This window comes from Paenibacillus sp. J31P190 (assembly GCF_059692075.1).
In genome coordinates this window covers 23,071-44,872 of sequence record NZ_JCAUAS010000026.1, presented here as the reverse complement: position 1 = coordinate 44,872, position 21,802 = coordinate 23,071, and the positions used below count along the sequence as shown (strand labels likewise).

General features: G+C 44.2%; 15 protein-coding genes. 12 read left to right on the top strand and 3 right to left on the bottom strand.

What is annotated here, in order from left to right; translation table 11 throughout:
• The first annotated feature begins 7 nt into the window (after positions 1-7).
• Entirely contained in the window at positions 8-1,618 is a 1,611-nt protein-coding gene (locus AC58U0_RS30900) for a cellulase family glycosylhydrolase (RefSeq protein WP_497382640.1), read from the top strand.
• Between the two features lie 169 nt (positions 1,619-1,787).
• On the opposite strand, the gene arfA is transcribed toward AC58U0_RS30900, so the two are convergent.
• Positions 1,788-3,299: an arabinosylfuranosidase ArfA gene (arfA, locus tag AC58U0_RS30895; protein WP_497382639.1), complete on the bottom strand. Its 1,512-nt coding sequence runs from the start codon at positions 3,297-3,299 to the stop codon at positions 1,788-1,790.
• Positions 3,300-3,456: 157 nt separating this feature from the next.
• On the opposite strand from arfA, the gene AC58U0_RS30890 reads away from it, so the two are divergent.
• The 8 genes from AC58U0_RS30890 to AC58U0_RS30855 all read left to right on the top strand — a co-directional run bounded on the left by AC58U0_RS30890 (position 3,457) and on the right by AC58U0_RS30855 (position 15,057).
• Entirely contained in the window at positions 3,457-4,359 is a 903-nt protein-coding gene (locus AC58U0_RS30890; protein WP_497382638.1) for an ArsR/SmtB family transcription factor, read from the top strand.
• 41 nt (positions 4,360-4,400) lie between these two features.
• Positions 4,401-5,978, top strand: coding sequence for a response regulator transcription factor (locus AC58U0_RS30885; RefSeq protein ID WP_497382637.1), 1,578 nt, complete (start codon positions 4,401-4,403; stop codon positions 5,976-5,978).
• A 3-nt stretch (positions 5,979-5,981) separates the two neighbouring features.
• Positions 5,982-7,757 carry a cache domain-containing sensor histidine kinase gene (locus AC58U0_RS30880; RefSeq protein WP_497382636.1) on the top strand — a complete coding sequence of 592 codons (1,776 nt, stop codon included), beginning with the start codon at positions 5,982-5,984 and terminating at the stop codon, positions 7,755-7,757.
• A 189-nt stretch (positions 7,758-7,946) separates the two neighbouring features.
• The gene (locus tag AC58U0_RS30875; protein ID WP_497382635.1) at positions 7,947-9,260 is read left to right on the top strand and encodes an ABC transporter substrate-binding protein; all 1,314 of its coding nucleotides are present in this window, start codon (positions 7,947-7,949) and stop codon (positions 9,258-9,260) included.
• 187 nt (positions 9,261-9,447) lie between these two features.
• Complete coding sequence (locus AC58U0_RS30870; RefSeq protein ID WP_497382669.1) at positions 9,448-10,287, top strand: carbohydrate ABC transporter permease; 840 nt, start codon at positions 9,448-9,450, stop codon at positions 10,285-10,287.
• Positions 10,280-11,104, top strand: coding sequence for a carbohydrate ABC transporter permease (locus AC58U0_RS30865; RefSeq protein WP_057302037.1), 825 nt, complete (start codon positions 10,280-10,282; stop codon positions 11,102-11,104). Before AC58U0_RS30870 ends, AC58U0_RS30865 begins: the two co-directional genes overlap by 8 nt.
• 76 nt (positions 11,105-11,180) lie before the next feature.
• Entirely contained in the window at positions 11,181-14,213 is a 3,033-nt protein-coding gene (gene lacZ, locus AC58U0_RS30860; RefSeq protein ID WP_497382634.1) for a beta-galactosidase, LacZ type, read from the top strand.
• A gap of 238 nt (positions 14,214-14,451) precedes the next feature.
• Entirely contained in the window at positions 14,452-15,057 is a 606-nt protein-coding gene (locus AC58U0_RS30855) for a pentapeptide repeat-containing protein (protein ID WP_497382633.1), read from the top strand.
• Positions 15,058-15,136: 79 nt separating this feature from the next.
• On the opposite strand, the gene AC58U0_RS30850 is transcribed toward AC58U0_RS30855, so the two are convergent.
• A complete protein-coding gene (locus AC58U0_RS30850; protein WP_497382631.1) occupies positions 15,137-16,657 on the bottom strand; it encodes a response regulator in 1,521 nt (506 codons plus the stop codon).
• Between the two features lie 21 nt (positions 16,658-16,678).
• Positions 16,679-18,484, bottom strand: a complete 1,806-nt coding sequence (locus tag AC58U0_RS30845) for a sensor histidine kinase (RefSeq protein WP_497382630.1) — start codon at positions 18,482-18,484, stop codon at positions 16,679-16,681.
• 175 nt (positions 18,485-18,659) lie between these two features.
• On the opposite strand from AC58U0_RS30845, the gene AC58U0_RS30840 reads away from it, so the two are divergent.
• The 3 genes from AC58U0_RS30840 to AC58U0_RS30830 all read left to right on the top strand — a co-directional run bounded on the left by AC58U0_RS30840 (position 18,660) and on the right by AC58U0_RS30830 (position 21,783).
• Positions 18,660-19,994, top strand: coding sequence for an ABC transporter substrate-binding protein (locus AC58U0_RS30840; RefSeq protein WP_497382629.1), 1,335 nt, complete (start codon positions 18,660-18,662; stop codon positions 19,992-19,994).
• An 86-nt stretch (positions 19,995-20,080) separates the two neighbouring features.
• On the top strand, positions 20,081-20,953 hold the full coding sequence (locus AC58U0_RS30835) for a carbohydrate ABC transporter permease (RefSeq protein WP_497382628.1): 873 nt from the start codon (positions 20,081-20,083) through the stop codon (positions 20,951-20,953).
• Positions 20,953-21,783: a carbohydrate ABC transporter permease gene (locus AC58U0_RS30830; protein ID WP_057302032.1), complete on the top strand. Its 831-nt coding sequence runs from the start codon at positions 20,953-20,955 to the stop codon at positions 21,781-21,783. Before AC58U0_RS30835 ends, AC58U0_RS30830 begins: the two co-directional genes overlap by 1 nt.
• The last annotated feature ends 19 nt before the right edge of the window (positions 21,784-21,802 follow it).

Below are 21,802 nucleotides of genomic sequence, written 5' to 3'. Positions count from 1 at the left end.
AATAAGAATGAATTCAGAGCGTGAGAACGAAGTTGTCGGTTTTCTTAGAGCTGACGGAAAGAGACTCGTTAACGGAGAAGGTCGCGAGGTGCTGCTGAGAGGCGTCGGCTTTGGAAGCTGGCTGCTCCCAGAGGGCTACATGTGGATGTTTCCAGAGCAAGGAGATCGTCCGCGGCGTATTGAAAAGATGATTCAAGAGCTGATCGGCGAACGGGAGGCCGAAAGATTTTGGGACATTTACTATGATGTTCACACGTCGGAAGCCGATATTCAGCAGATTGCCGCTGAAGGATTCAATTCGGTTAGGGTGCCAATAAACGCGAGATTTTTAATTGAAGACGGCGAGCCTCTTCGGGTGAAAGAGCATCGATTGGAACTCATTGATCGTCTTATCGGATGGTGTCGTAAGCACAGCCTTTATGTGATTCTAGATCTGCACGGGGCACCTGGGGGCCAGACGGGTACGAATATAGACGACTCTGAACGCGACTTGCCGGAGCTGTTTACAGAAGAACATAATAGGCAACTTACGGTTCAGCTTTGGCGTTTTCTCGCAGAGCATTATAAGGATGAGTGGATAGTTGCAGGCTATGATCTGCTCAATGAGCCGCTGCCCAACTGGTTCTCTGCTTATAACGGTGAGGTAATGCCGCTTTATCAGGACATCGTCAAGGCGATCCGAGAAGTAGACGAACGCCACCTGATTATTCTAGAAGGTGCCCATTGGGCAACGGACTGGTCGATTTTTACGGAGAAAATCGATGATAATCTGATGCTGCAGTTCCATAAATATTGGAATAATCCAGATACGGAGAGCATCAGAGTCTACTTAGATAAGCGTGAAGAGTGGAACGTGCCCATTTATATGGGTGAAGGCGGCGAGAACAATAAAGGATGGTACGCAGGGGCTTTCCGCCTTTTTGAAGATCATAACATCTCATGGAATTTCTGGACTTGGAAAAAGATGGGTAAGGATAATTCACCCTGCAGCGTTAAGATTCCCCGCGATTGGCAGATGCTGGCGGAGTACTTACAAGGCGGTGCGAAGCTAGATGAGATGACAGCTCAACGGATCCTATGGGAATATCTAACTAATTTAGCTTTCGATCAATGTATGTATTACCGCGATGTTGTTGACGCCTTGTTAAGCAGGCCGCCTGTCCGCCTACCTGCTATTTTCTATGGGTATCGGGGAGAAGGTATTAGTTATGGCATCCAGCAGCCATCGAATCAGAATGTTGGCTTTCGCATCCATGACCACACGGACATTCGGTTTGTTGCAAGCGCCAGGGAGACAGCAAACTTCGAACATGGTAGAGGAGAGGCATGGCAGGAAGATGAGCGCCTGGAAGTACACTTAGCTGAAGGAGATTGGCTTGCCTACGAAATTTATGTTCCTAGATTTATGGATTCTATGGTTTTTGAAATCAACGTACAACTTAACGAGCTCGATGAAAACGGAAGTTTGGCAATCTCGATAGATGACGAGAACACAAATATCAAAGAACCGTTCAAGCTTGAGCCAGGAACACATCGTATTGTAGTTCAAGCTAAAGGTGCTCCCGTTCGGCTCGAATGGCTGGAAATTATTCCGACTAGTATAGTGAAATCGGTATGACAGGAGAGCACCTCACTGGCAGGGATAGGTCAGGGGTTAGATCCCTAGGCTCCACTATACAAAAAAACGCAGTCAACTCGGCTGCGTTTTTTTGTATGGTGGCAGACTCTTTTTGATTGAATCTGGGTACGCCCACGCGGATATCTTGGATCAGTTACGATTATTTATTCTAGGTGTTCTTTATTTGCAGTCGAATAACGTTCCATGAAGCTTTGCTGAGATCAGCCTTTACATATCCGTCGTCGGTTTTGGCGTTACCGCCTTTATGAGGGACGACATTGTCGGGCTTCGTTTTTGTATTGGTCGCTTTTAAATCTTCATTCTCCAATACTAGATGCTCGATAATGCTGACTTCGCCGAAGCTGCGGACGTCAATGTTAAGCTCGAGACCCTCTGATAAATGACGATTTACAGCGAAGATCGTAACTTCACCTTGCTCTTCATTGAAAACACTGATTGCCTCTAGATAAGGGACATCGGTGAAATCCTTTGAATCGTATTTAGGTGATGAAGTAATGGGGTGAAGCACCGTTCCTCTACCATACAAAGAAGCATGAAGGTACGGATAGTAAGTGGTTTGCAGCCAAAGAGGGCCCCCATTTTCAGTCATAATCGGCGCAATCACATTAATCAATTGGGCTATGCACGCCATTTTAACACGATCCGCATGTTTCAGCAGTGTAATCAGGAAGCAGCCTACTGCAAGAGCGTCTTCCAACGTATAAACATCTTCGAATTCCGGCGGTGCCACCTGCCAGCGTTCAGTAGCACGGCTAGTTCCGATGGAATTCCAAACATTCCATTCATCTAATGAAAGCATGAGCTTTTTCTTGCTCCGCTTCTTCGCTTTCATGTAATCGCAAATCGCTGTTACACTGTAAATGAATTGATCCATATCAAGCGATTTTGCCAAGAAATTAGAAGAATCACTCTCATTATTATTGTAATAGGTGTGCAATGATAAATAATCCACTTGATCGTAGGTAAGATCGAGCACGGTAGCCTCCCAATCAGCGAATGTACTCATTCCACTTGATGAGCTGCCGCATGCCACAAGCTCTAGGGATGGGTCGACCCACCGCATAGCTTTGGCCGTTTCATTCGCTAATCTGCCATATTCGACAGCCGTTTTTGCTCCGATTTGCCAAGGGCCATCCATTTCATTCCCGAGACACCACGTTTTGAAATTATGCGGATCTTTATAACCATGGGATATTCGCAGATCACTCCAGTAAGAACCTGAAGGATGATTACAATATTCGACGAGATTTCTAGCTGCGTCAACGCCGCGGGTACCAAGATTAACGGCCATCATGACTTCTGAACCGACTAATTTAGCCCAATCCGCGAATTCATTTGTTCCCATCTCATTGGTTTCTGTTGTCCACCACGCTAGATCCAATAGACGCTTCCGCTCGGCCTTTGGACCCACACCGTCCTCCCAGTTATAGCCGGATACAAAATTTCCCCCTGGATAGCGAATGATAGGAACATTCAGTGAACGAATAGCCTCCAGAGCGTCGCGTCGGAAGCCGTTCTCATCTGCAGTTGGATGGTTTGGCTCATAAATTCCGCCATATACGGCACGTCCTAGGTGTTCGATAAATGACCCATAGAGACGCGGATCTACTTCAGAAATGGTAAAATTCTTATCAATAAGCATAGTCGATTTCATGGACATAGCATATAATCCTCCTAGTTGAATTAATGAAATGATTAAATCATAATTGTTGATATTGTATATAATATTTATCATAATAGATAAATACTTTCAATGCGTTGGATGTGAAAAAGCCTAGGATTAACTAAATTACTATTTCAAGAATGGGTGTGTAATCATGTATTTATCAACGGATTCGGAATCGCTTCGGGTCTACGAAGCATTGGCGAGCGAGGTGCGGCTGCAAATTATTGATTTATTATATACAAAAGAGATGCATATTAAAGAATTGGCTTCTGAGCTTTACTTAAGCAGTGCAATTGTCAGTACGCACGTTACCAAACTGCAGAGAGCAGGGCTTGTAAGCTATAAAATGAAAAGGGTTAACGGCGGGACCTATAAGTTTTGTTCGTTGTCAACGGAGTACCTACAAATAAAATTATCTCGTTCTTCTTTTTTGAAAAGAAAATTCGTTGAGGTTGCTATGCCTGTTGGCCAATACACGGATTTCGCGGCTTCCCCTACGTGTGGAATTGCAACAACGGAAAAGATGATTGGTTATTACGATAATCCGACCTACTTTTTGGATCCTGAACGCGTTCATGCAGGCATTTTGTGGTTTGCTAGAGGGTTTGTCGAATATAAATTACCAAACTATCTCTTCAAAGATCAAATCGTACAAGAAATTGAAATCTCCATGGAAATCGGTTCCGAAGCTCCCCATATTAACGAAAACTGGCCTTCGGACATCCAATTTACAATCAATGATAAATTACTGGGAATGTGGACGAGTCCCGGAGATTTCGGTCGAATGAGAGGCAGATTCTCACCGGATTGGTGGCATTCTGACGTCAATCAATACGGATTAATGAAAGTACTTCGAATAAATGCAAACGGTACATTCATAGATGGTCAGCAAATTTCTGATGTCACGATCAAGGATGTACAATGGGATAGCACACAGTGGACATTGCGAATAAGTGCTGAAGATACGGCTCGAGGTCGAGGTGGATTAACCTTATTCGGAAGGGGATTCGGCAACTACGATCAAGACATTGTGATTCGAAGTTATTACGAATGATTTAAAAGAAGGCCATAGAAATTCATTGCGGAGGTAAAGGGATGGCTCGTTCTTGTCGTGTACTTATTGTAGATGATGAAATTTTAGTCAGACAGGGTATCAAGCACTTGTTGCACTGGGAACAAGAGGGGTTTCAGATCGTAGGAGAGGCTTCCAACGGCAAAGATGCTCTTGAACAAATAGAGCGCACACAGCCGCATATCGTTATTACCGATATCGTGATGCCTGTTATGGGAGGAGCGGAGCTTACTCGTGTGATAAAGTCGAAGTTCCCGGAAATAGAAGTGATCATTTTAAGCAGTTTTGGTGAGTTTGATTATGTGAGGTCCACCTTTCAAAGCGGGGTTGCTGATTATATATTAAAGCCAAAGCTTGAAGCTGAGCAGCTGCTCGACATATTAAAGCGCACCGCGCGTAAGATTCCCTCTTTAAAGCTGGAAGAGTCCAATGACGATAGCAGCTTGTCCATTAAGCTTGTCATCGATAAGCTTATTTCCGGTTATGAGGTCGATGACGATTTTAAAGATATCACCGCTGCTTTTCCATATCCTAGCTACATCCTGCTGGGGGCTGATCTCAAGCAATTGCCGAGCAAGAGCAAGGATCAACATACCGCTGCACAATGGATGGCGAAAATTGCTGCTGAGTTGGATAGTGGCTTAGATCATGCGGTTTATTATCCCGTTCCCACTGATCCTAACATGGTTCTTGTGCTGGTAAACATGGACAAGAGCGAGTGGGATCGTTTCACATTTATCGTTCGGAAGCTTGCCGCTTGGACAAGGAATCAGCAGCCGGAAATTGGCTGGACGGTCGGTGAGGCATTTAGCGATTTGAGACAGCTCGGCACGAACTTTAGGGATGGGTTCCTGAAAATAAACGCTTATCGCTTTTTTTTACCTACCTCCAACAATTTAATTGTCTATGGGGAACTGCCGAAACGTTCTGAAGAGGTTTCTAAATTTAATATGACGCGTTTTACCGAACAAATGAATCGGCAACAGTTCGAAGAGGCCTTTCAGGAGTTACTCAGGTACGTGCAGGCCGCGTCAAACCATTATCAAACGGATGTGTTTGAGTTCAAGTCCTTTTTGGGAAACATCATTTTTAATATAACCATTGTGCTTGGTCGTTTGGAATTGGATATGAAGAATTTGGAAGAAGCGAAATATGCTTATTTCAAATCGATAGGCGAAGCGTCACATGTCAGCGAAGCGATCAGGCTTCTTGAGACATTTATACAGGAAACAAACGCTGTTATAAAAACGAAGCGGTCAACGGGCGGAAATCCGAATATGACGATGCTTCTTGATTATATCCACGAGCATTACGCAGAGCCACTCAGCCTAACGGAAATAGCTAAGCATTTTCATTTTAATCCTTCTTATTTGTCGAGTTATTTCACATCGCATAATAAAGAAGGCTTCAGCGAATATTTGAACAAGATCAGAGTCGAGAAGGCAGCGGACCTTCTGAAGCAGGATTTCGCATCTATATCCGAAATTAGCGGAAAAGTAGGCTATTCGGACCATAGTTATTTTACAAAAGTATTCAAGAAATTAACGGGCATATCGCCGAGCCAATACAAAAAAATTCATCTCAACAAGAAAAGGAACTAGGTTATGAGGAGACTTCTGGACAAATTTAAATATCACGGTCTTTTTATTAAAATGTTTATCGTCACGGTGGTTAGTATTATTTCCGTGTCGCTCTTCACTTCAGTTGTCACGATTCAAATGTCGGAGCGACTCTTCATGAATACGTTCAGTATCACGAACTCAAAAATCATTAGCCAGATTCAAGCGAATTTCGAATCGTTCAATTATTCTATCGTTACGGCATCAAATAATGTGCTGCAGAACGGCACGATCAAAGAATTTCTGACGAATCCGGATATGGACACACTTTCTACGGTGCGAAGTCAGTATGAGGCTAGCCAGCAGATGAAACGGATTCAGTCTAATGTAGCCGCCTACCCAGTTACAATTACGATCAGCGGAATGAATAAGAAAAGCCACTCGACGGATAGTTATTATTGGCCGAGCTCATTGGAAAAGCTGAGAAACAGCAGGTTAACCGTCAATACCCTGGCCACGCCAAAGAGGCTTATCTATCAATTAGATAAAGAAAGCATAACCAATACGTCTGAAGCTGACCCGGTGATTGTCGCTTCTAGGGCACTTATGGAGAGAACGAGCGGCAATCCATATGGTGTTCTTTATTTTGCCATACGAGAAAGTGACTTTAAGCGATTCTTCACGAATTTCACCAGCGATGGCAACGACGTTATCATATTGGATCGTTCGGGCAACGTCGTATCAAGTAACCGCCATGAGTTAATTGGCGAAGAGGCACCTGATTTACTTGGCTATGCCAAAGAAATGGAACAAAAAAAAATAAATGTCAAAGATGTAAGTGTAATGGGGAAAAACAGTCTAGTGCTTTCGGAATACCTTCCTACGTATGATTTTTATCTAGTCAATCTCATTGATAAACAAATGGTGCTTAGCCAGATGGTTGATGTCAAAAGGGTTGCGCTTATTTGTATGGCTATCGTGTTCGCAGCTCTGCTTATTGTATTTATGATTTCAAGACGTTTGACAAAGTCATTGACCCTGCTAGCCAGACAAATGTCGGGCATTACGGCAAATAACTTCGATAATTATATAACAGTTACTGGCAGCTACGAAATCAAGGAGCTCGGACATGCATACAATTACATGCTGGACGAGCTTAACGATTATATAAAGAAGCTGATTCAGACACAGAAGGACCAGCGCAACGCGGAGCTATCCGCTCTACAAATGCAGATTAACCCGCATTTTCTATACAATACGCTGGCATCCGTGAAAATTTTGGTCCAGCAGGGGAATAAGGAGAAAGCCGCCGCTACCATCAACTCCCTTATCTCCCTTCTCCAGAATACCGTCAGCAACATTAGTGAAACGATAACCGTGGAGCAAGAACTTGTTAATTTGAAAAATTATGTATTTATTAATCATGTGCGTTACGGTGAGCTGATCAAAGTCGATTATTTTGTAGCCGAAGATTGTATGTCCTATCATGTTCCCAAGCTCATCATCCAGCCTTTTATCGAAAATGCATTTTTTCATGCCTTTCATGAAAGGAACGAAGGGTACATTTATGTACTGGTGTCGCGCGAGGCAAATGCACTGGTCTGCGAGGTCATCGATAATGGTATTGGAATGAAAGGCTTTGATAATGGGAATAATTCGCAGAGCTCGTTTAGCAGCAGTCGTTTTTTCTCCGGTATTGGCATTCGAAATGTGCATGACCGTTTAGCACTGCTTTACGGAGAAGAATACGGCGTTACTATTGTGAGTAACATCGGCGAGGGAACGAGAGTGAAAATAAAGCTTCCACTCCTTCATACCTAAAAAAAATACCAATAAACAAATTAATTACTATTTACATAAAGATCCAATAGAAAGCTAACAATAGAATGACAAATCCACACAAATATATTACTAACGGGTCATTTTAACGAATTGTTATAATGACAATTGTCAGCGGAGCAAACGCTTTCAAAATTAATTTTCTAGTAATTTAAAAGGGGCTGAATTTTTGTGAAAAAGGTACTCGCCATCCTATTGGCCAGCTTAGTACTACTGACGGCATGCTCGAGCAAAGGGAATAATGTGCCGAATACGGGTGGAAAAACCGCTGAAGCTACGCCTGCAGCTGCGAAGGAAATTACAGTATGGGCGTGGGATAAAGTATTTAATGTTGGTGCTATGGAACGTGCAAAAGCAGCTTACGAGGCGAAAAATCCCAATTCCGGTTTGAAGATCAACATTGTGGAAAACGCGCAAGCCGATATCATTCAGAAATTGAACGCAGGATTGAATGCAGGCACGACAAAAAGCTTGCCGACAATCGTATTGATCGAAGATTATCGTGCACAAAGCTTCCTGCAAGCTTATCCGGATTCGTTCTTTGAATTAACAAATGTGATTAAACCGACTGATTTCGCCGATTACAAAATCGGACCTACAAGTGTAAATGGCAAACAATACGGGGTTCCATTCGATTCCGGCGTTGCTGGTTTGTATGTAAGAAGAGATTACTTGGAGCAAGCGGGTTACAAGGTTGAGGATCTGCAGGATATCGACTGGAAGAAGCTAATTGAGATCGGTAAAGCAGTGAAAGCCAAAACAGGCAAGCAACTGCTAACACAAGATCCGAACGATCTTGGGCTTATTCGCATGATGATTCAGTCCGCAGGCTCATGGTATTTAAAAGAAGATGGAACGACGCCTAACTTGGCAGGCAACGCGGCCTTGAAGGAAGCGGCTGAAACCTATAAAGAAATCATGAAAGCGGACATTGTGAAGGCAACATCGGATTGGAGCCAATTCGTTGGCGCATTCAACAGTGGCGATGTAGCTACGATTCCAACCGGTAACTGGATTACGGCTTCGGTTAAAAAAGAAGCATCGCAGTCCGGCAAATGGGCTGTCGTACCGTTTCCTAAACTGACAAACAACCCAAAATCCGTTCATGCATCGAACCTTGGCGGCAGCTCGTGGTACGTCATGAATGTCGATGGAAAAGAAGCTGCGGCTGATTTCTTGAAACAGACATTTGGATCTGACGTTGATTTGTATCAGAAGCTTGTTACGGAGATTGGTGCAATCGGTACGCTAAAAGCCGCAGCATCTGGACCTGCGTACACACAAGCTGACGAATTCTTCGGCGGTCAAAAAGTAATTGCCGATTTCGCCAAATGGACAGAGCAAATTCCAAAAGTGAACTATGGTATGCATACGTATGCGATTGAAGATATTCTTGTCGTCCAAATGCAAAATTATTTAAAGGGTGCGGATATCGACAAAGTGTTAAGCGACGCTCAAGCTCAAGCAGAAACACAAGTCAAATAATTTAGATCATACGGTAATTAATAAAACCTGGGGCTTCGCCTTCTCCTGATTCCTAAGTCAACGTTTCGGCTGGCAGGAGTTGGAGGAAGTTCCATGGTTTTATTTCCGTAAAGAAAGGGGTTAGGCTAACGTGAAAGCAGCGAGGCCTGGCGTAAATATTCGCACAAGAGCTAATTTGACTGGTTGGATGTTTATTATCCTGGCGGTCATCATGATTGCAGTGTTCTATTTCTATCCCATGATTCAAGCGCTTATTTTATCATTTAAATCGGGTAAGGGAATGAATTTATCCTTCGTCGGCTTTGATAACTACGCTCGTCTGTTTAGCGATAAAACGTTTATAACCGCGGTTAAAAATACGTTTATTTATTTGATTATCCAAGTTCCAGTGATGATTGTTCTAGCTATGTTTATCTCTGTGTTATTGAACGACAGTAAGTTGAAATTGAAAGGCTTTTTCCGTACGGCGATTTTCTTGCCGGCTGTTACCTCGCTTGTAGCGTATTCCGTTATTTTTAAATATTTGTTTGCCACGGAGGGCTTGGTTAACAAACTTCTGATCAAGATTCATCTTATTGCAGGCCCGATTCAATGGATCACGGATCCGTTTTGGGCGAAAGTGACGGTTATTATTGCAATCACATGGCGCTGGACAGGCTATAATATGATCTTCTACTTGTCAGCGCTTCAAAATATCGATCCATCGATTTACGAGGCTGCAAAAATTGATGGAGCTTCCTCAACGAGACAGTTTTTTGGAATCACGATGCCTCTGCTCAAGCCCATTATTTTATTTACTTCCATTACATCGACAATTGGTACGCTGCAGTTATTTGATGAAGTTGTTAACATTACGAAGGGCGGACCGGGGAACGCGTCGATGTCTATTTCCCAGTATATTTACAATTTATCCTTTAAATATTCAGCGGATTTCGGATATGCCGCAACGGTGTCGTATTCCATCGTGATCATGATCATTATATTGGCGTTTGTTCAGTTTAAAGCAGCAGGTGATAAAAATGGATAAATGGAAACGTATCTTTATTTATATATTTCTGAGTGTCGCTGCGTTTATTTCCATATTTCCGTTTCTATGGATGATTATCAGCGCCACCAATAAGTCGGCCGATGTGACGAAGGGAAGATTACTTCCCGGAAGCCACCTTGTGGATAATATTACAAATTTATTTAGTAAGGTAGACTTTGTACCTGCTTTACTGAGTTCCGCTAAAATATCGATTACAACGACCGTACTGGCCATGTTAATCGGCTCTTTAGCCGGGTACGGCTTTGAAATTTATAGAAGTAAGGCGAAGGACGTCGTATTTAACATTCTGTTACTGTCGATGATGATTCCGTTCGCGGCTATCATGGTACCGCTGTTTCAAATGTTCGGTGGTATCTCACGCGTTATTCCATTTATCGGGCTGGATACCGTATCCGGCGTTGTGCTGCCGACATTCACCACGGCATTTCTTATTTTCTTCTTCCGTCAAAATACGAAGATGTTTCCGAGAGAGCTCTTGGAGGCTGGTCGAATTGACGGGCTGAACGAATTAAGTCTATTCTTCCGTATTTTCATGCCAACGATGAAGACGACATACGCCGCAGCGGGTATTATTACGTTCATGTCGAGCTGGAACAATTATTTATGGCCGCTCATCGTTCTGCAATCACCGGAGAAAAAAACAATACCTATGCTGATATCGAATTTGGGATCAAGCTATTCGCCTGATTATGGCATTATTATGATGGCAATCGTGATTTCGACGATTCCGACTGCACTTGTCTTCTTCCTCATGCAGAAGCATTTTGTAGCAGGTATGACAGGCTCGGTGAAATAGAAAAAAAGAAAGTCAGGTGATTACGCACAGAGCGCATATCACCTGGCTTTTAAATAACTTTATGGGGGAAAATGTAATGAAATTGACGAAGCCAAACCTAAGCTGGCTTACAGATGTAGGCGTATTTGCGGTGAACCGTCTGCCGGCACACTCAGATCACCGTTATTACGAAACATTAGAGGAAGCAGAAGCAATAGCGCCTATGGCGCTGCGGCACGACCTTAATGGTAGTTGGAAATTCAACTATTCCGGGAAACCTGCTGATCGTCCTGAGCTGTTCCACCAGCTCGATTACGATTGCGCCAGTTGGAGCAATATTGAAGTGCCAGGACACATTCAATTGCAGGGTTACGGAAAGCCGCAGTATGTAAATACGATGTATCCATGGGATGGACATCATGATATTCGTCCGCCAGCTATTCCGGAACATGATAATCCGGTCGGCAGTTATGTGAAGTACTTCACACTGCCTGATCATATGAAGGGCAGGCCCGTCTACATATCGTTTCAAGGTGTGGAGTCAGCCTTTTACTTGTGGTTAAACGGTGAATTTGTCGGCTATAGCGAAGATAGCTTCACGCCAGCGGAATTCGACCTGACGCCGTTCCTGCAGGAGGGTGAGAATAAGCTTGCTGTAGAAGTGTATCAAAGAAGCACAGGCAGTTGGCTGGAAGATCAAGATTTCTGGCGTTTCTCAGGCATTTTCCGTGACGTTTATTTATATACCGTACCGAGCATTCACGTTCGCGATCTCTTTGTCCATGCTGATCTGGATGCCGCATATGAGAATGGCAGCCTTCGTGCGGATATTAAGCTTGCTGATCGGCAAGAAGCTGCTGTTTACCTTGAATTGAAGGATGCGGCGGGGCATACTGTTGGGACGGCTCGCTCCGAAGTGTCAACCATCGAAGCTATATCGTTGTCTATCGATGCGGGGCAAGTTACTCCCTGGAGTGCAGAGAAGCCATATTTGTATGTTCTATATGTCAGCGTTTATGATCAAGCAGGCAAGCTTGTTGAGGTTATTTCTCAGAGGCTCGGCTTCCGTAAGTTTGAAATGATAAATAAAATTATGCACCTTAACGGCAAACGAATCGTCTTCAAGGGTGTCAACCGTCATGAATTCAACAGTCGCAGGGGACGGGCCATTACGAAGGAAGATATGTTGTGGGATATTGCTACGTTAAAACGCAATAACTTAAATGCCGTCCGGACGTCACATTATCCGAATCAGTCGTTATGGTACGAATTGTGTGACATCTATGGCATCTACGTCATTGATGAGATGAATTTGGAAACACATGGTTCATGGCAGAAGATGGGCGCAGTAGAGCCGTCTTGGAATATTCCGGCGAATAAGCCAGAATGGCAGGATATCGTGATGGACCGGGCAATTTCGATGGTCGAGCGCGACAAAAACCATCCTTCTATTCTGATCTGGTCGGTCGGTAACGAAGCCTATGCGGGCGAAGTCCTGCTAAACGTGTCGAACTATTTCAGGAAGATGGATCCTAGTCGGCTAGTTCACTATGAAGGGGTTTTTCATAACCGCAAGTATAACGATACGAGCGATATGGAGAGCCGTATGTATGCGAAGCCGTTGGACATCGAGGCCTATTTAAATGATAACCCGCAGAAGCCGTATATAAGCTGCGAATATATGCACGCGATGGGCAATTCGGTAGGCGGCATGCATAAATATACAGAGCTTGAACAGAAATATGCGATGTATCAAGGTGGCTTTATCTGGGATTATATCGATCAGGTGATCGTCAAGAAAGACCGTTACGGTAAAAAGTTTCTCGCATTCGGCGGCGATTTCGGCGACCGCGCCACTGACTATAATTTCTGCACGAACGGTATTGTTTACGCGGACCGCAAGGTGTCGCCAAAGATGCAGGAAGTGAAGTTCCTCTACCAGAACATCAAGCTCGTGCCAGATCGCCAAAGTGTGAAGGTGACGAATGAGAACCTGTTCGAAGGTACTGAGGCCTATGATCTGCTAGTTGTTCTGCATAAAGAAGGCAAGGAGATATTCCGAGGCAAGAGGAATATCGACGTTCCGGCGCAAAGCGAGGCTTATGTGCCGCTTGAGCTGCCGTCTGTGGATGAGCCAGGTGAGTATGTCGTACATGCGTCGCTCAACTTGAAGGAGAGTACCCTATGGGCTGAAGCTGGATATGAAGTTTCGTTCGGGCAGCACGTATTTCTGGTTGATGATCTGGCTGCGCCTGCACAACCTGAAGGATCATTCAGAGTCGTGGATGGCGATGTAAACATAGGGGTTCATGGACGAGATTTTAGTATCATGTTCTCGAAGCAGGCGGGAAGCCTGATTTCACTGAACTATGCCGGCCGAGAGATGATCGCCATTCCGCCAGCGCCGTTATTCTGGCGTGCGACAACGGATAACGATAAAGGATTCTCGCTTGGCTTTGACTCGGGTGCTTGGTATGCGGCCAGCTTAACGCGCAAATGTATCGGAGTCGAATTAACGAAGCAAGAGGGAAGCGTAACAGTAACGTTTCAATACAAGCTTAGCATTAGCGCGGACGTTCTAGTGACGGTTGCATACACGGTGTATGCCGACGGCAGTTTGAACGTCAAATCTCGCTACGAGGGAGCAACCGGTCTTCCGAAACTGCCGATATTCGCGTTGTCGTTCAAGGTTCCAGCTGATTATTTCCATTTGGATTGGTACGCGATGGGACCTGAGGAGAACTATATCGATCGCGCCTTTGGAGCAAGGCTCGGGGTGTTCAAGAATGTCGCTGCAGATAATGTGTCTGGATATGTCGTGCCGCAAGAGTCGGGGAACCGCACAGGCGTCCGCCGTGTGAACATTACGAACAACGATGGCCACGGTATTCGGATAACCGCACCAGCTGTTCAGCCGGTGGAATGTAACATTTCGCCGTTTACGGCATTCGAGCTGGAAAATGCCTACCATCATTATGAGCTGCCGAACGTTCATTACACGGTCGTCACGGTAGCAGGCAGACAGATGGGCGTTGGCGGTGACGACAGCTGGGGGGCGCCGGTACATGATGAGTATCTGATCAAAGCCGACCAAGACCTAGCGTTTGAATTCAATATTCACCGGCTATGATAGCACATTCGACGTACTTTGATCGGTGAAAACAAAGAAAATTGGTTGAGTGGGGACTAATACCCCTCTCAACCAATTTTTCATTCCTATCAAATTATAGAATAGCCAAAAGGTATAAAAATATAATTCTTGACTATTGATTGAGAGTAGACAGGTACTTGACACGCATATGATATATTAAAAAATAACTAGTAGGGTCTATAGGGGTAATACTGTTGTTTGTTTGAGGGAGGCCAATATGTTTCAGTATATAGATCAACACTACGAGGCAGTTGATTTTAGCGGGCGGGATTTAAGATATGGTGAACTCATTCGCTGCACTTTTAAACGTTGTACATTTACCAGTAGTTCGATGGAGGAAATCACGATAAATCAATGCCGGTTCATAGCATGCAATTTTCGCGGAGCTTTGTTGAATGGTTCGATTCACACAGAATCTGCTTTTGAAAACTGCAATTTTGCTGAAGCTAATCTCTTCGTTTCAGAATTTAACCATTGTAAAATGACAGGCTCAGACTTTGCAGGCACGCAAATGGATGGTGTTACCTTGGTTCGAGGGGATTGGTCCTATACAAATTTGAGACAAGCTAGATTAGCAAAACAGGTTATGCGAGGAGTTCGTTTTCATGGAGCAGATCTTTCTGATGCTAATCTGGTGAAGGCTGATCTAAGAGATTGCGACCTGACAAGTGCAATTTTTGGAAAAGCAAAGTTGCAGGGGGCTGACTTGCGTGGCGCTATTATGGATGGAATCGATTTTAAAACGCTTGTTGTCAAAGGAGCACGGATGGACAGAGAACAAGCTGTTAGTTTTTTGCGTTCATACGGTGCAAAGATAGATTGAGACTGAGAAATCCGACTTTTCCTTTCAAAAGGCAAGTCGGATTTTTCGTTTCAATTGACCAATTCTTGCCCCGGCTTCATTATACATCTTGAGGCTTAAAGGGAATTGCTGCTTTGTATTCCGATGGACTGCATCCGACATATTCCTTGAACACTTTTGAAAAGTAATGCTGGTCGTGAAAGCAGAGCGCATCCGATAATTCTTTGATTTTCATATCGGGATTTGTTTCCATAAGTCTTCTTGCTTCACGAATTTTCAAATCCAAATAGTGATGTACGAACGTGTTTTGAGAGTATTTTTTTACAATCCGGCTTATATAGGAAGAGCTTACATGAAATTTCGTGGAAAGATCGCTCATGGACACCTGGGCATACAAGTTTGTTCTGAGATGCTCATCGATTTTCATAAACAACTCATTGCCGCTTTTTTTGTTAGAAGTCAGCAAAAAGTCGAAGCATTCGCCCGAAAATGCAAGAAGTTCAGAGCAAAAATCGGCATAGCTTGATTGTTCAAATAGTTTCCTGGCTTGTTCAAGCACCGCCCAGTTTTTCCATTCGGTATGCGGGTTTACGGAGGATTCGAATGCTCCTACAAGCCGGGATACAAAGCTTTCCAACAGGGCGACGGGGAGGTCAGCCTGCTGCCATTTACTCAACTGCTCGGAGAGCTGCAGAAGAAAGCGGTCCTTCTGAAGTCTCTGTATCATGCCCGTATAGTTGTCGCCTAATCGGATTATTTCCTCTTGGGAAGCTTGCTGTATGTGCAGAGGAAGGCTGACATCCAGCAGGATCGGCTTGGAGAAGTTTAATTGCTCATTGAGTGTCTGTGAAATTTCCCTGTAAGACTCGGGAATCTTCTTGGGCACTACCGATCTGGAACTGCAAGCTATAGAGACATCGAGGCCCAGTGTAACAAAGCAATTGTGTATTATTTCTATAATATTCAACTTGTAATTGTGGCCCTCAATGAAAGAAGCATTCGTCAGGATAAGAAGCTGCAGGGGATCTTGAGTTGGAAAAAGCCAGAAGGGATGCCCCTCCAAAGCCTCCTTGAGTCTCAACTTAATAATCTCCGAATTCCAGTGATCCGAAAGTGGCGTAAAGATTTGCTTGCGAACCACCCATAACAGCTTGGATTGCTCAAAGAAAGCCGGTTCCAGTTTCATAAGACGGCTGGAAGATAGATCCAGAATTCCATCGAATACGGAGCTTTCTGTATGGTGTTGCTCTTCGAGTTGGGCGACGACTCGTTCCATAACCTCCATCATCTGACTGCGTTCTACAGGCTTTAACAAGTAGTCGCATACCTGCAAATTAATGGCTTTTCGTGTGTACTCGAAATCGTTATACCCGCTGATGAGAACGACCTTCAGCTTGTTGTTTATTTTTTTGGCTTGATCGATCAGCGTAAGACCGTCCATCTTGGGCATTCTGATATCCGTAATGAGAATGTCGATTGCGTTATGCTGACAAAACTTCAGCGCTTCCTCGCCGTTCGTTGCGACGGCTGCGACTTGAATAGGAAGACCGGAAGTTTGAATGAGCGCTTTGAGGTTCCGTAGAATCGGTTTGCTGTCCTCTGCAATGAGAGCTTGAAACATCGTTGTCCCTCCCGCATGAATCTAGTAAAAGTCTTTGGTTAACGAAGCTATAATTTGGATCGTAGCGCCCTGGCTGCCGGAATTGTTGTACAAATTAAAAAATAACCGGTTCCTGTACATAAGCTTGAGGCGGTTTACGGTGTTCACTATCCCCATATTGCCAATTCCCGCCGCAAGACTCTCCTGCTCCTGAGATTCGGGATTCATGTCGTCGATATGGCTAAGAATTTCTTTGATCTTGGATTCCGCAAACCCCCCGCCGTTATCCGTGATTTCAATAGCCCACAGCCCGTTGTACAGCTTGGCTTTAATCTGGATTTTCCACGGAGGATCAGATCGATCGAAGGCGTGTTCGATGCAGTTCTCCACAAATGGTTGAATGACTAGGCGTGGCAGCAGTATGGATTCAGAGGAATGGTCGATGTCTATTTCCCACATGAGATCATCCTCGTATTGCTGCCCAATCAGCGATAAGTAATGCTTGGTATGCTCGATTTCATCCAATAAAGTGACATGCTCATACGGCGAAGAAACGACATATCTCAGATTTTCGGATAAATGCTTGCACATTTCACTAACGACTTGTACCTTGTTCTCTTGAGCTGCAATGCTGATCAAATAAAGCACATTGTGAATAAAATGCGGAGCGATCTGTGCTTGCAGCGCCGAGTTCCGAGCCATAGCCTCTTTGTGAACCGCCATCTTCTCTCTTTCGATCGATTCTTGCAGCCGATCAAAAAGCTCGCGAAACGCTTCGTTCAGCAGCAGCAGTTCATTGTTATACAGCCGACTATCCATGTTCATGCTCAGGTTGCTATAGTTGATGCGAAGAATTTGACTGCGAAGCTTCCTGATCGGCAGCACTAGACTTTTGGACGTGAAATAGATGTACAGAAACGAGAATAACGTTAGTGAGACAATGATGATTATCGCAATATTTTTAACAGAATTGACAGAACCAAGAACAGATTTGCTTGGTGTGATCACATATACCGTCCATCCTGTAAACGAAGATTTCTGGAAGGCGACATAGTTCTCAGAAGTATCTTTATAAATGCCGTTCGTGTTGGAAAGGTAATCATTGCTTCCGACAGGTGTCTTGTACTCCGTGTCCGAGGACTTAATAACCGCCTCACCGTTGCCTTCTGTTACAAATACGTTTCCGGTGTTGCCAGCGTCAGCCAAGGATTGTAGTTCACGATTATCCATCTGAATGGACAGATAGCCGAAGACGGTGCCATTCACATCCACGATGGAACGTATAAAGGAAATTGGCTGGCCCTTGGGCGCATAGAGAATGTAGCTGCTGCTTTCCAATTTCCTTCTTGCCGTCTCATCACTTAATACGGGCTCAAGCGAAGGCAAGTCCGTATATCCGATATAGGAAGCCAACTCATCGCCTTGCAGGCTGTAAATGATCATATCATGGATATTTAGGCTTGGGCCTACGGCACGAAACATAATATCGCTAAGCACACGTTTTTGATTCAAATCATCAATCGAATAAGTTGACTTTTTGCTCAAGGACTCATACAAAAAGGAGAAAATATCCCGATTGGACAATACGCGCTGCGAAAGCTGGTTTTGCATAGCGATGTAGCTGTCCAGTTGACTAGCAACTTTGGTGGCCGTCAAGAGAGTGTCCTGGATGGTTCTTTCTTTGAGCGGCTTGACGACCAGCATATTCACATAGATCAGGAAGCAGCCGAGAATGAAGATAAGCAGAATGAAAAAGGTTGCAAACAGCTTAGTCTGGAGGTTGATCTGGAGCGGCTTTTTGCCGATCAAGTTATTCACTTCTGCGCACCTTCCTTCCTGTAGTGTCATGAATAACCCTACTATAACACCGGAATGAAATCGTTAATACCCCCAAAATTGGTTCATAATATTACACAGGAAGAGTCAACCACGAACATGTACTTTGCAGGAATAGATACCTATAATCGTAATTGTAACCAGTTGCAACGGGTTTCATCAAACCAACATGATGGAGGGGTTCAGTTTGAAACAAATAAATAAAAAAATATTATTTAGTTCCCTTACGCTTATGATAGCGCTCTCCCTGACAGGCTGTGGATCCAAAAGCAATCCAGATTCGGGCGGAAGCAGCACGCCAAGCAGCACTGATAAAGCGGCTCCCTCGCAGTCTGCCAAAGTAACGATTGAATTTGCATTGGGGAAAAGTTCTGAGAACGCAGCTTATGCGAATAAAGAAATGCTGGCGGAGTTTGAAAAGCAGACGAATATTCACGTCAACATCCAGATGCTTCCTTCCGAGCAAATCTCCACGATCATGCAGACGAAGCTGGCTGTGGGAGAAGTGCCTGACCTGATTCTATATAACCTCGTCAGTGCTGAAAGAGAACTAAATTTGGATAAAAATTTTGAACAGCTGGATAATGAGCCGTGGGCTTCCAGATTGCTTAACAAGGATGTACTTTCTTCTAACGGGCATATTTACGCGTTTCACCTGAATCAGGACGCAGGGCAGCAGGGAATGGTTTACAACCAGGATATATTCAAGGAACTGGGATTGTCTATTCCAAAGAATTATACTGAACTGCTGGCGGTTAGTGACAAAATTAAGGCTAGCGGTATCACTCCGATCTTCATGCCTTTTAAAGATTCCTGGGCTACTAATATTTGGACTGCAGCTGCTTTAGCTGACTATGCAAAGAAAAATGATCCTAAATTGTGGGAAGATTTGAACGCGAATAAGCGCAAATGGACCGAAGTTCCCGCTTTTGAAACCGTTACGCAGCAGCAGCTGGACCTGTTTAAGAAAGGATATACGAACAAGGACGTATTAAGCGATAGCTATGACATGGCGGTCAATAAATTCCTGAAGAAGGAAGTCGCTATGATGGCTATGGGGGATTGGCTCATTAATGACGCCTATCAAAAAGATCCAAACATTCATCTTGGACTCTTTGCTATCCCGTATGCAGACGGAGCGGATTTGGGCATAAGCCCGCTAGGCGGCCAATTGTTCGTCCCTAAAAAAGCTAAGCATCTTGCAGAAACCAAGAAATTCCTGGATTACCTTGCATCCCAAAGTGTAGGGCAAAAAATTGTAACAGCGAACAAATATATTTCCAATTTCAAAGATATCCAAACGCCGGAACTGCCTCCATATAAGCAGGCGATCGTTGATACCTATATGAAAACGAATAAAACGACGATGACAATGGACGCGTACCTATCAGTCGATATCTCAGAGCTATGGAAAGGCTACCAAGACATGTATGCGGGCGGTAAGACTCCAAAAGACGTTTATGTTTCCTGGGATAAAAAATTCGCTCAGCTGATGAAAGACAAGAAAATGCCGGGCTTCTAAGCATAAGGTTTCAAAAGGTTTCGCCAAAAGGCAGAATGAAGCTTCAGGGCTTTATTCTGCCGAAGTTTTTTATGGAGCGTGATAACATGAGAATTACGAAACGTCTTTATTCTTACTATTTAATTTTGCCGGCTCTGCTTCTCTATTTGGTTTTTTATGTGCTGCCTACGGTTATTGGTTTGTTTTATTCCTTTACGGATTGGCGGTTGGACACGGAAGAGATCCACTTCAACGGGCTGTATAACTTTGAACGTATTTTCACGGATGAGACGCTGCTTCTGGCCATCAAGAATACGATTATCTTCGCTATTGTAACCGTCATTGGCAAAAATGTGCTGGCAATCCTTCTTGCAGTTGCACTGAATATGAATTTAAAAACCAGAAATTGGCTAAGAGCCATATTTTACACACCTTCCATTATAAGCGTACTGGTCATCAGTCTCTTGTTCATTCCTATGCTTCGTTCGGAGGGCTTAATTAATCAAATCCTTGATACCGTAGGGTTGGGTGTTCTGAAGCAAGCGTGGCTGACGGATCCCTCCGTTATTATGTTCACGATTAGCGGACTAGCGATCTGGCAATTTACCGGATTTCAAATGGCTATTTATTTGGCAGGGCTGCAATCCATCTCGAAAGATTATTACGAAGCGGCCAGAATCGACGGAGCGGGAGGCTGGAAGAGCTTCCTTCACATTACGCTTCCGCTGCTGTGGCCCGCTATCAATATCAATGTCATGCTGACCTTAATCGGAGGCCTGAAGGTGTTCTCCGAGGTGTTCGTTCTGACAGGAGGAGGTCCCGGGAATTCTTCTCAGGTCATTGGGACCATGATTTTAAAAGCATTCGGCGAAGGCAACTGGGGGCTTGGAACGGCCGTGAATACCGTACTGTTTATAGCCGTAACTCTCATTTCCATTCCGCTGCTTATGTATATGCGCCGCAAGGAGGTACAGGAATAATGATTTCATTGCGTAAAACCGACTGGAAGGCGTTCGTTGTGGAAGCTCTCATGCTGATCCTTGCGCTTGCCATAATAGCTCCGTTGCTCATTATGCTGTTAGGTTCCTTTAAAACAAGCTCAGAGGTATTGGATTTCTCTTTAAAGCTGCCTCGTAAATGGATGTTTTCCAATTACAAGGAAGTGATTGAACAGGGAGGGCTGCTTCGTGCTTTCTGGAATGGCATCCTGATTTCCGGTGTATCTTCCGTGTTGAACATTATCACGACTTCTGCGGCTGCTTTTATTATTGTGCGCCGGGATACAAAGCTTTCCAATCTGATCTACCTGTTTTTCTTTATGGGGCTAATTGCCCCGGTCTCGATTATTACGACGATTCGTGTTGTCCAATGGTTGGGCCTTTACGGCACCATTACGAGCGCAATTTTTATTTATGCGGCGATGAACAGCGCTTTTAGCGTTTTTCTGTACACGGGTTTCATGAGGTCGATACCAAGGGCGCTGGATGAGGTAGCTTTTCTGGAAGGCGCCAATATGTTCGACGTATTTATAAAAGTGATTTTCCCGTTAATTATTCCGGTAAATGCCACCGTGGCGATTATGGTGTTTATGTCTGTCTGGAACGACATTACGATCCCTATTTATTTCTTAACGGATAGCTCCAATTGGACGATGCCTTTATCCGTATATAACTTTTACGGAAAATTCAGCAGGGACTGGAATCTCGTTTTCGCCGACTTGACACTGACCTCATTGCCTGTTCTTGTCTTATATCTAATGGCGCAGAAATATATCGTCAGCGGCTTAACAGCCGGAGCCGTCAAAGGCTAAGGAAAGGATGTCATTTCAG

Excerpts from the sequence above, each read along its gene's own strand:
- AC58U0_RS30900 (WP_497382640.1), top strand. The coding sequence starts at position 8 with ATGAATTCAGAGCGTGAGAACGAAGTTGTCGGTTTTCTTAGAGCTGAC.
- arfA (WP_497382639.1), bottom strand. The coding sequence starts at position 3,299 with ATGTCCATGAAATCGACTATGCTTATTGATAAGAATTTTACCATTTCT.
- AC58U0_RS30890 (WP_497382638.1), top strand. The coding sequence starts at position 3,457 with ATGTATTTATCAACGGATTCGGAATCGCTTCGGGTCTACGAAGCATTG.
- AC58U0_RS30885 (WP_497382637.1), top strand. The coding sequence starts at position 4,401 with ATGGCTCGTTCTTGTCGTGTACTTATTGTAGATGATGAAATTTTAGTC.
- AC58U0_RS30880 (WP_497382636.1), top strand. The coding sequence starts at position 5,982 with ATGAGGAGACTTCTGGACAAATTTAAATATCACGGTCTTTTTATTAAA.
- AC58U0_RS30870 (WP_497382669.1), top strand. The coding sequence starts at position 9,448 with ATGTTTATTATCCTGGCGGTCATCATGATTGCAGTGTTCTATTTCTAT.
- AC58U0_RS30865 (WP_057302037.1), top strand. The coding sequence starts at position 10,280 with ATGGATAAATGGAAACGTATCTTTATTTATATATTTCTGAGTGTCGCT.
- lacZ (WP_497382634.1), top strand. The coding sequence starts at position 11,181 with ATGAAATTGACGAAGCCAAACCTAAGCTGGCTTACAGATGTAGGCGTA.
- AC58U0_RS30855 (WP_497382633.1), top strand. The coding sequence starts at position 14,452 with ATGTTTCAGTATATAGATCAACACTACGAGGCAGTTGATTTTAGCGGG.
- AC58U0_RS30850 (WP_497382631.1), bottom strand. The coding sequence starts at position 16,657 with ATGTTTCAAGCTCTCATTGCAGAGGACAGCAAACCGATTCTACGGAAC.
- AC58U0_RS30845 (WP_497382630.1), bottom strand. The coding sequence starts at position 18,484 with ATGACACTACAGGAAGGAAGGTGCGCAGAAGTGAATAACTTGATCGGC.
- AC58U0_RS30835 (WP_497382628.1), top strand. The coding sequence starts at position 20,081 with ATGAGAATTACGAAACGTCTTTATTCTTACTATTTAATTTTGCCGGCT.
- AC58U0_RS30830 (WP_057302032.1), top strand. The coding sequence starts at position 20,953 with ATGATTTCATTGCGTAAAACCGACTGGAAGGCGTTCGTTGTGGAAGCT.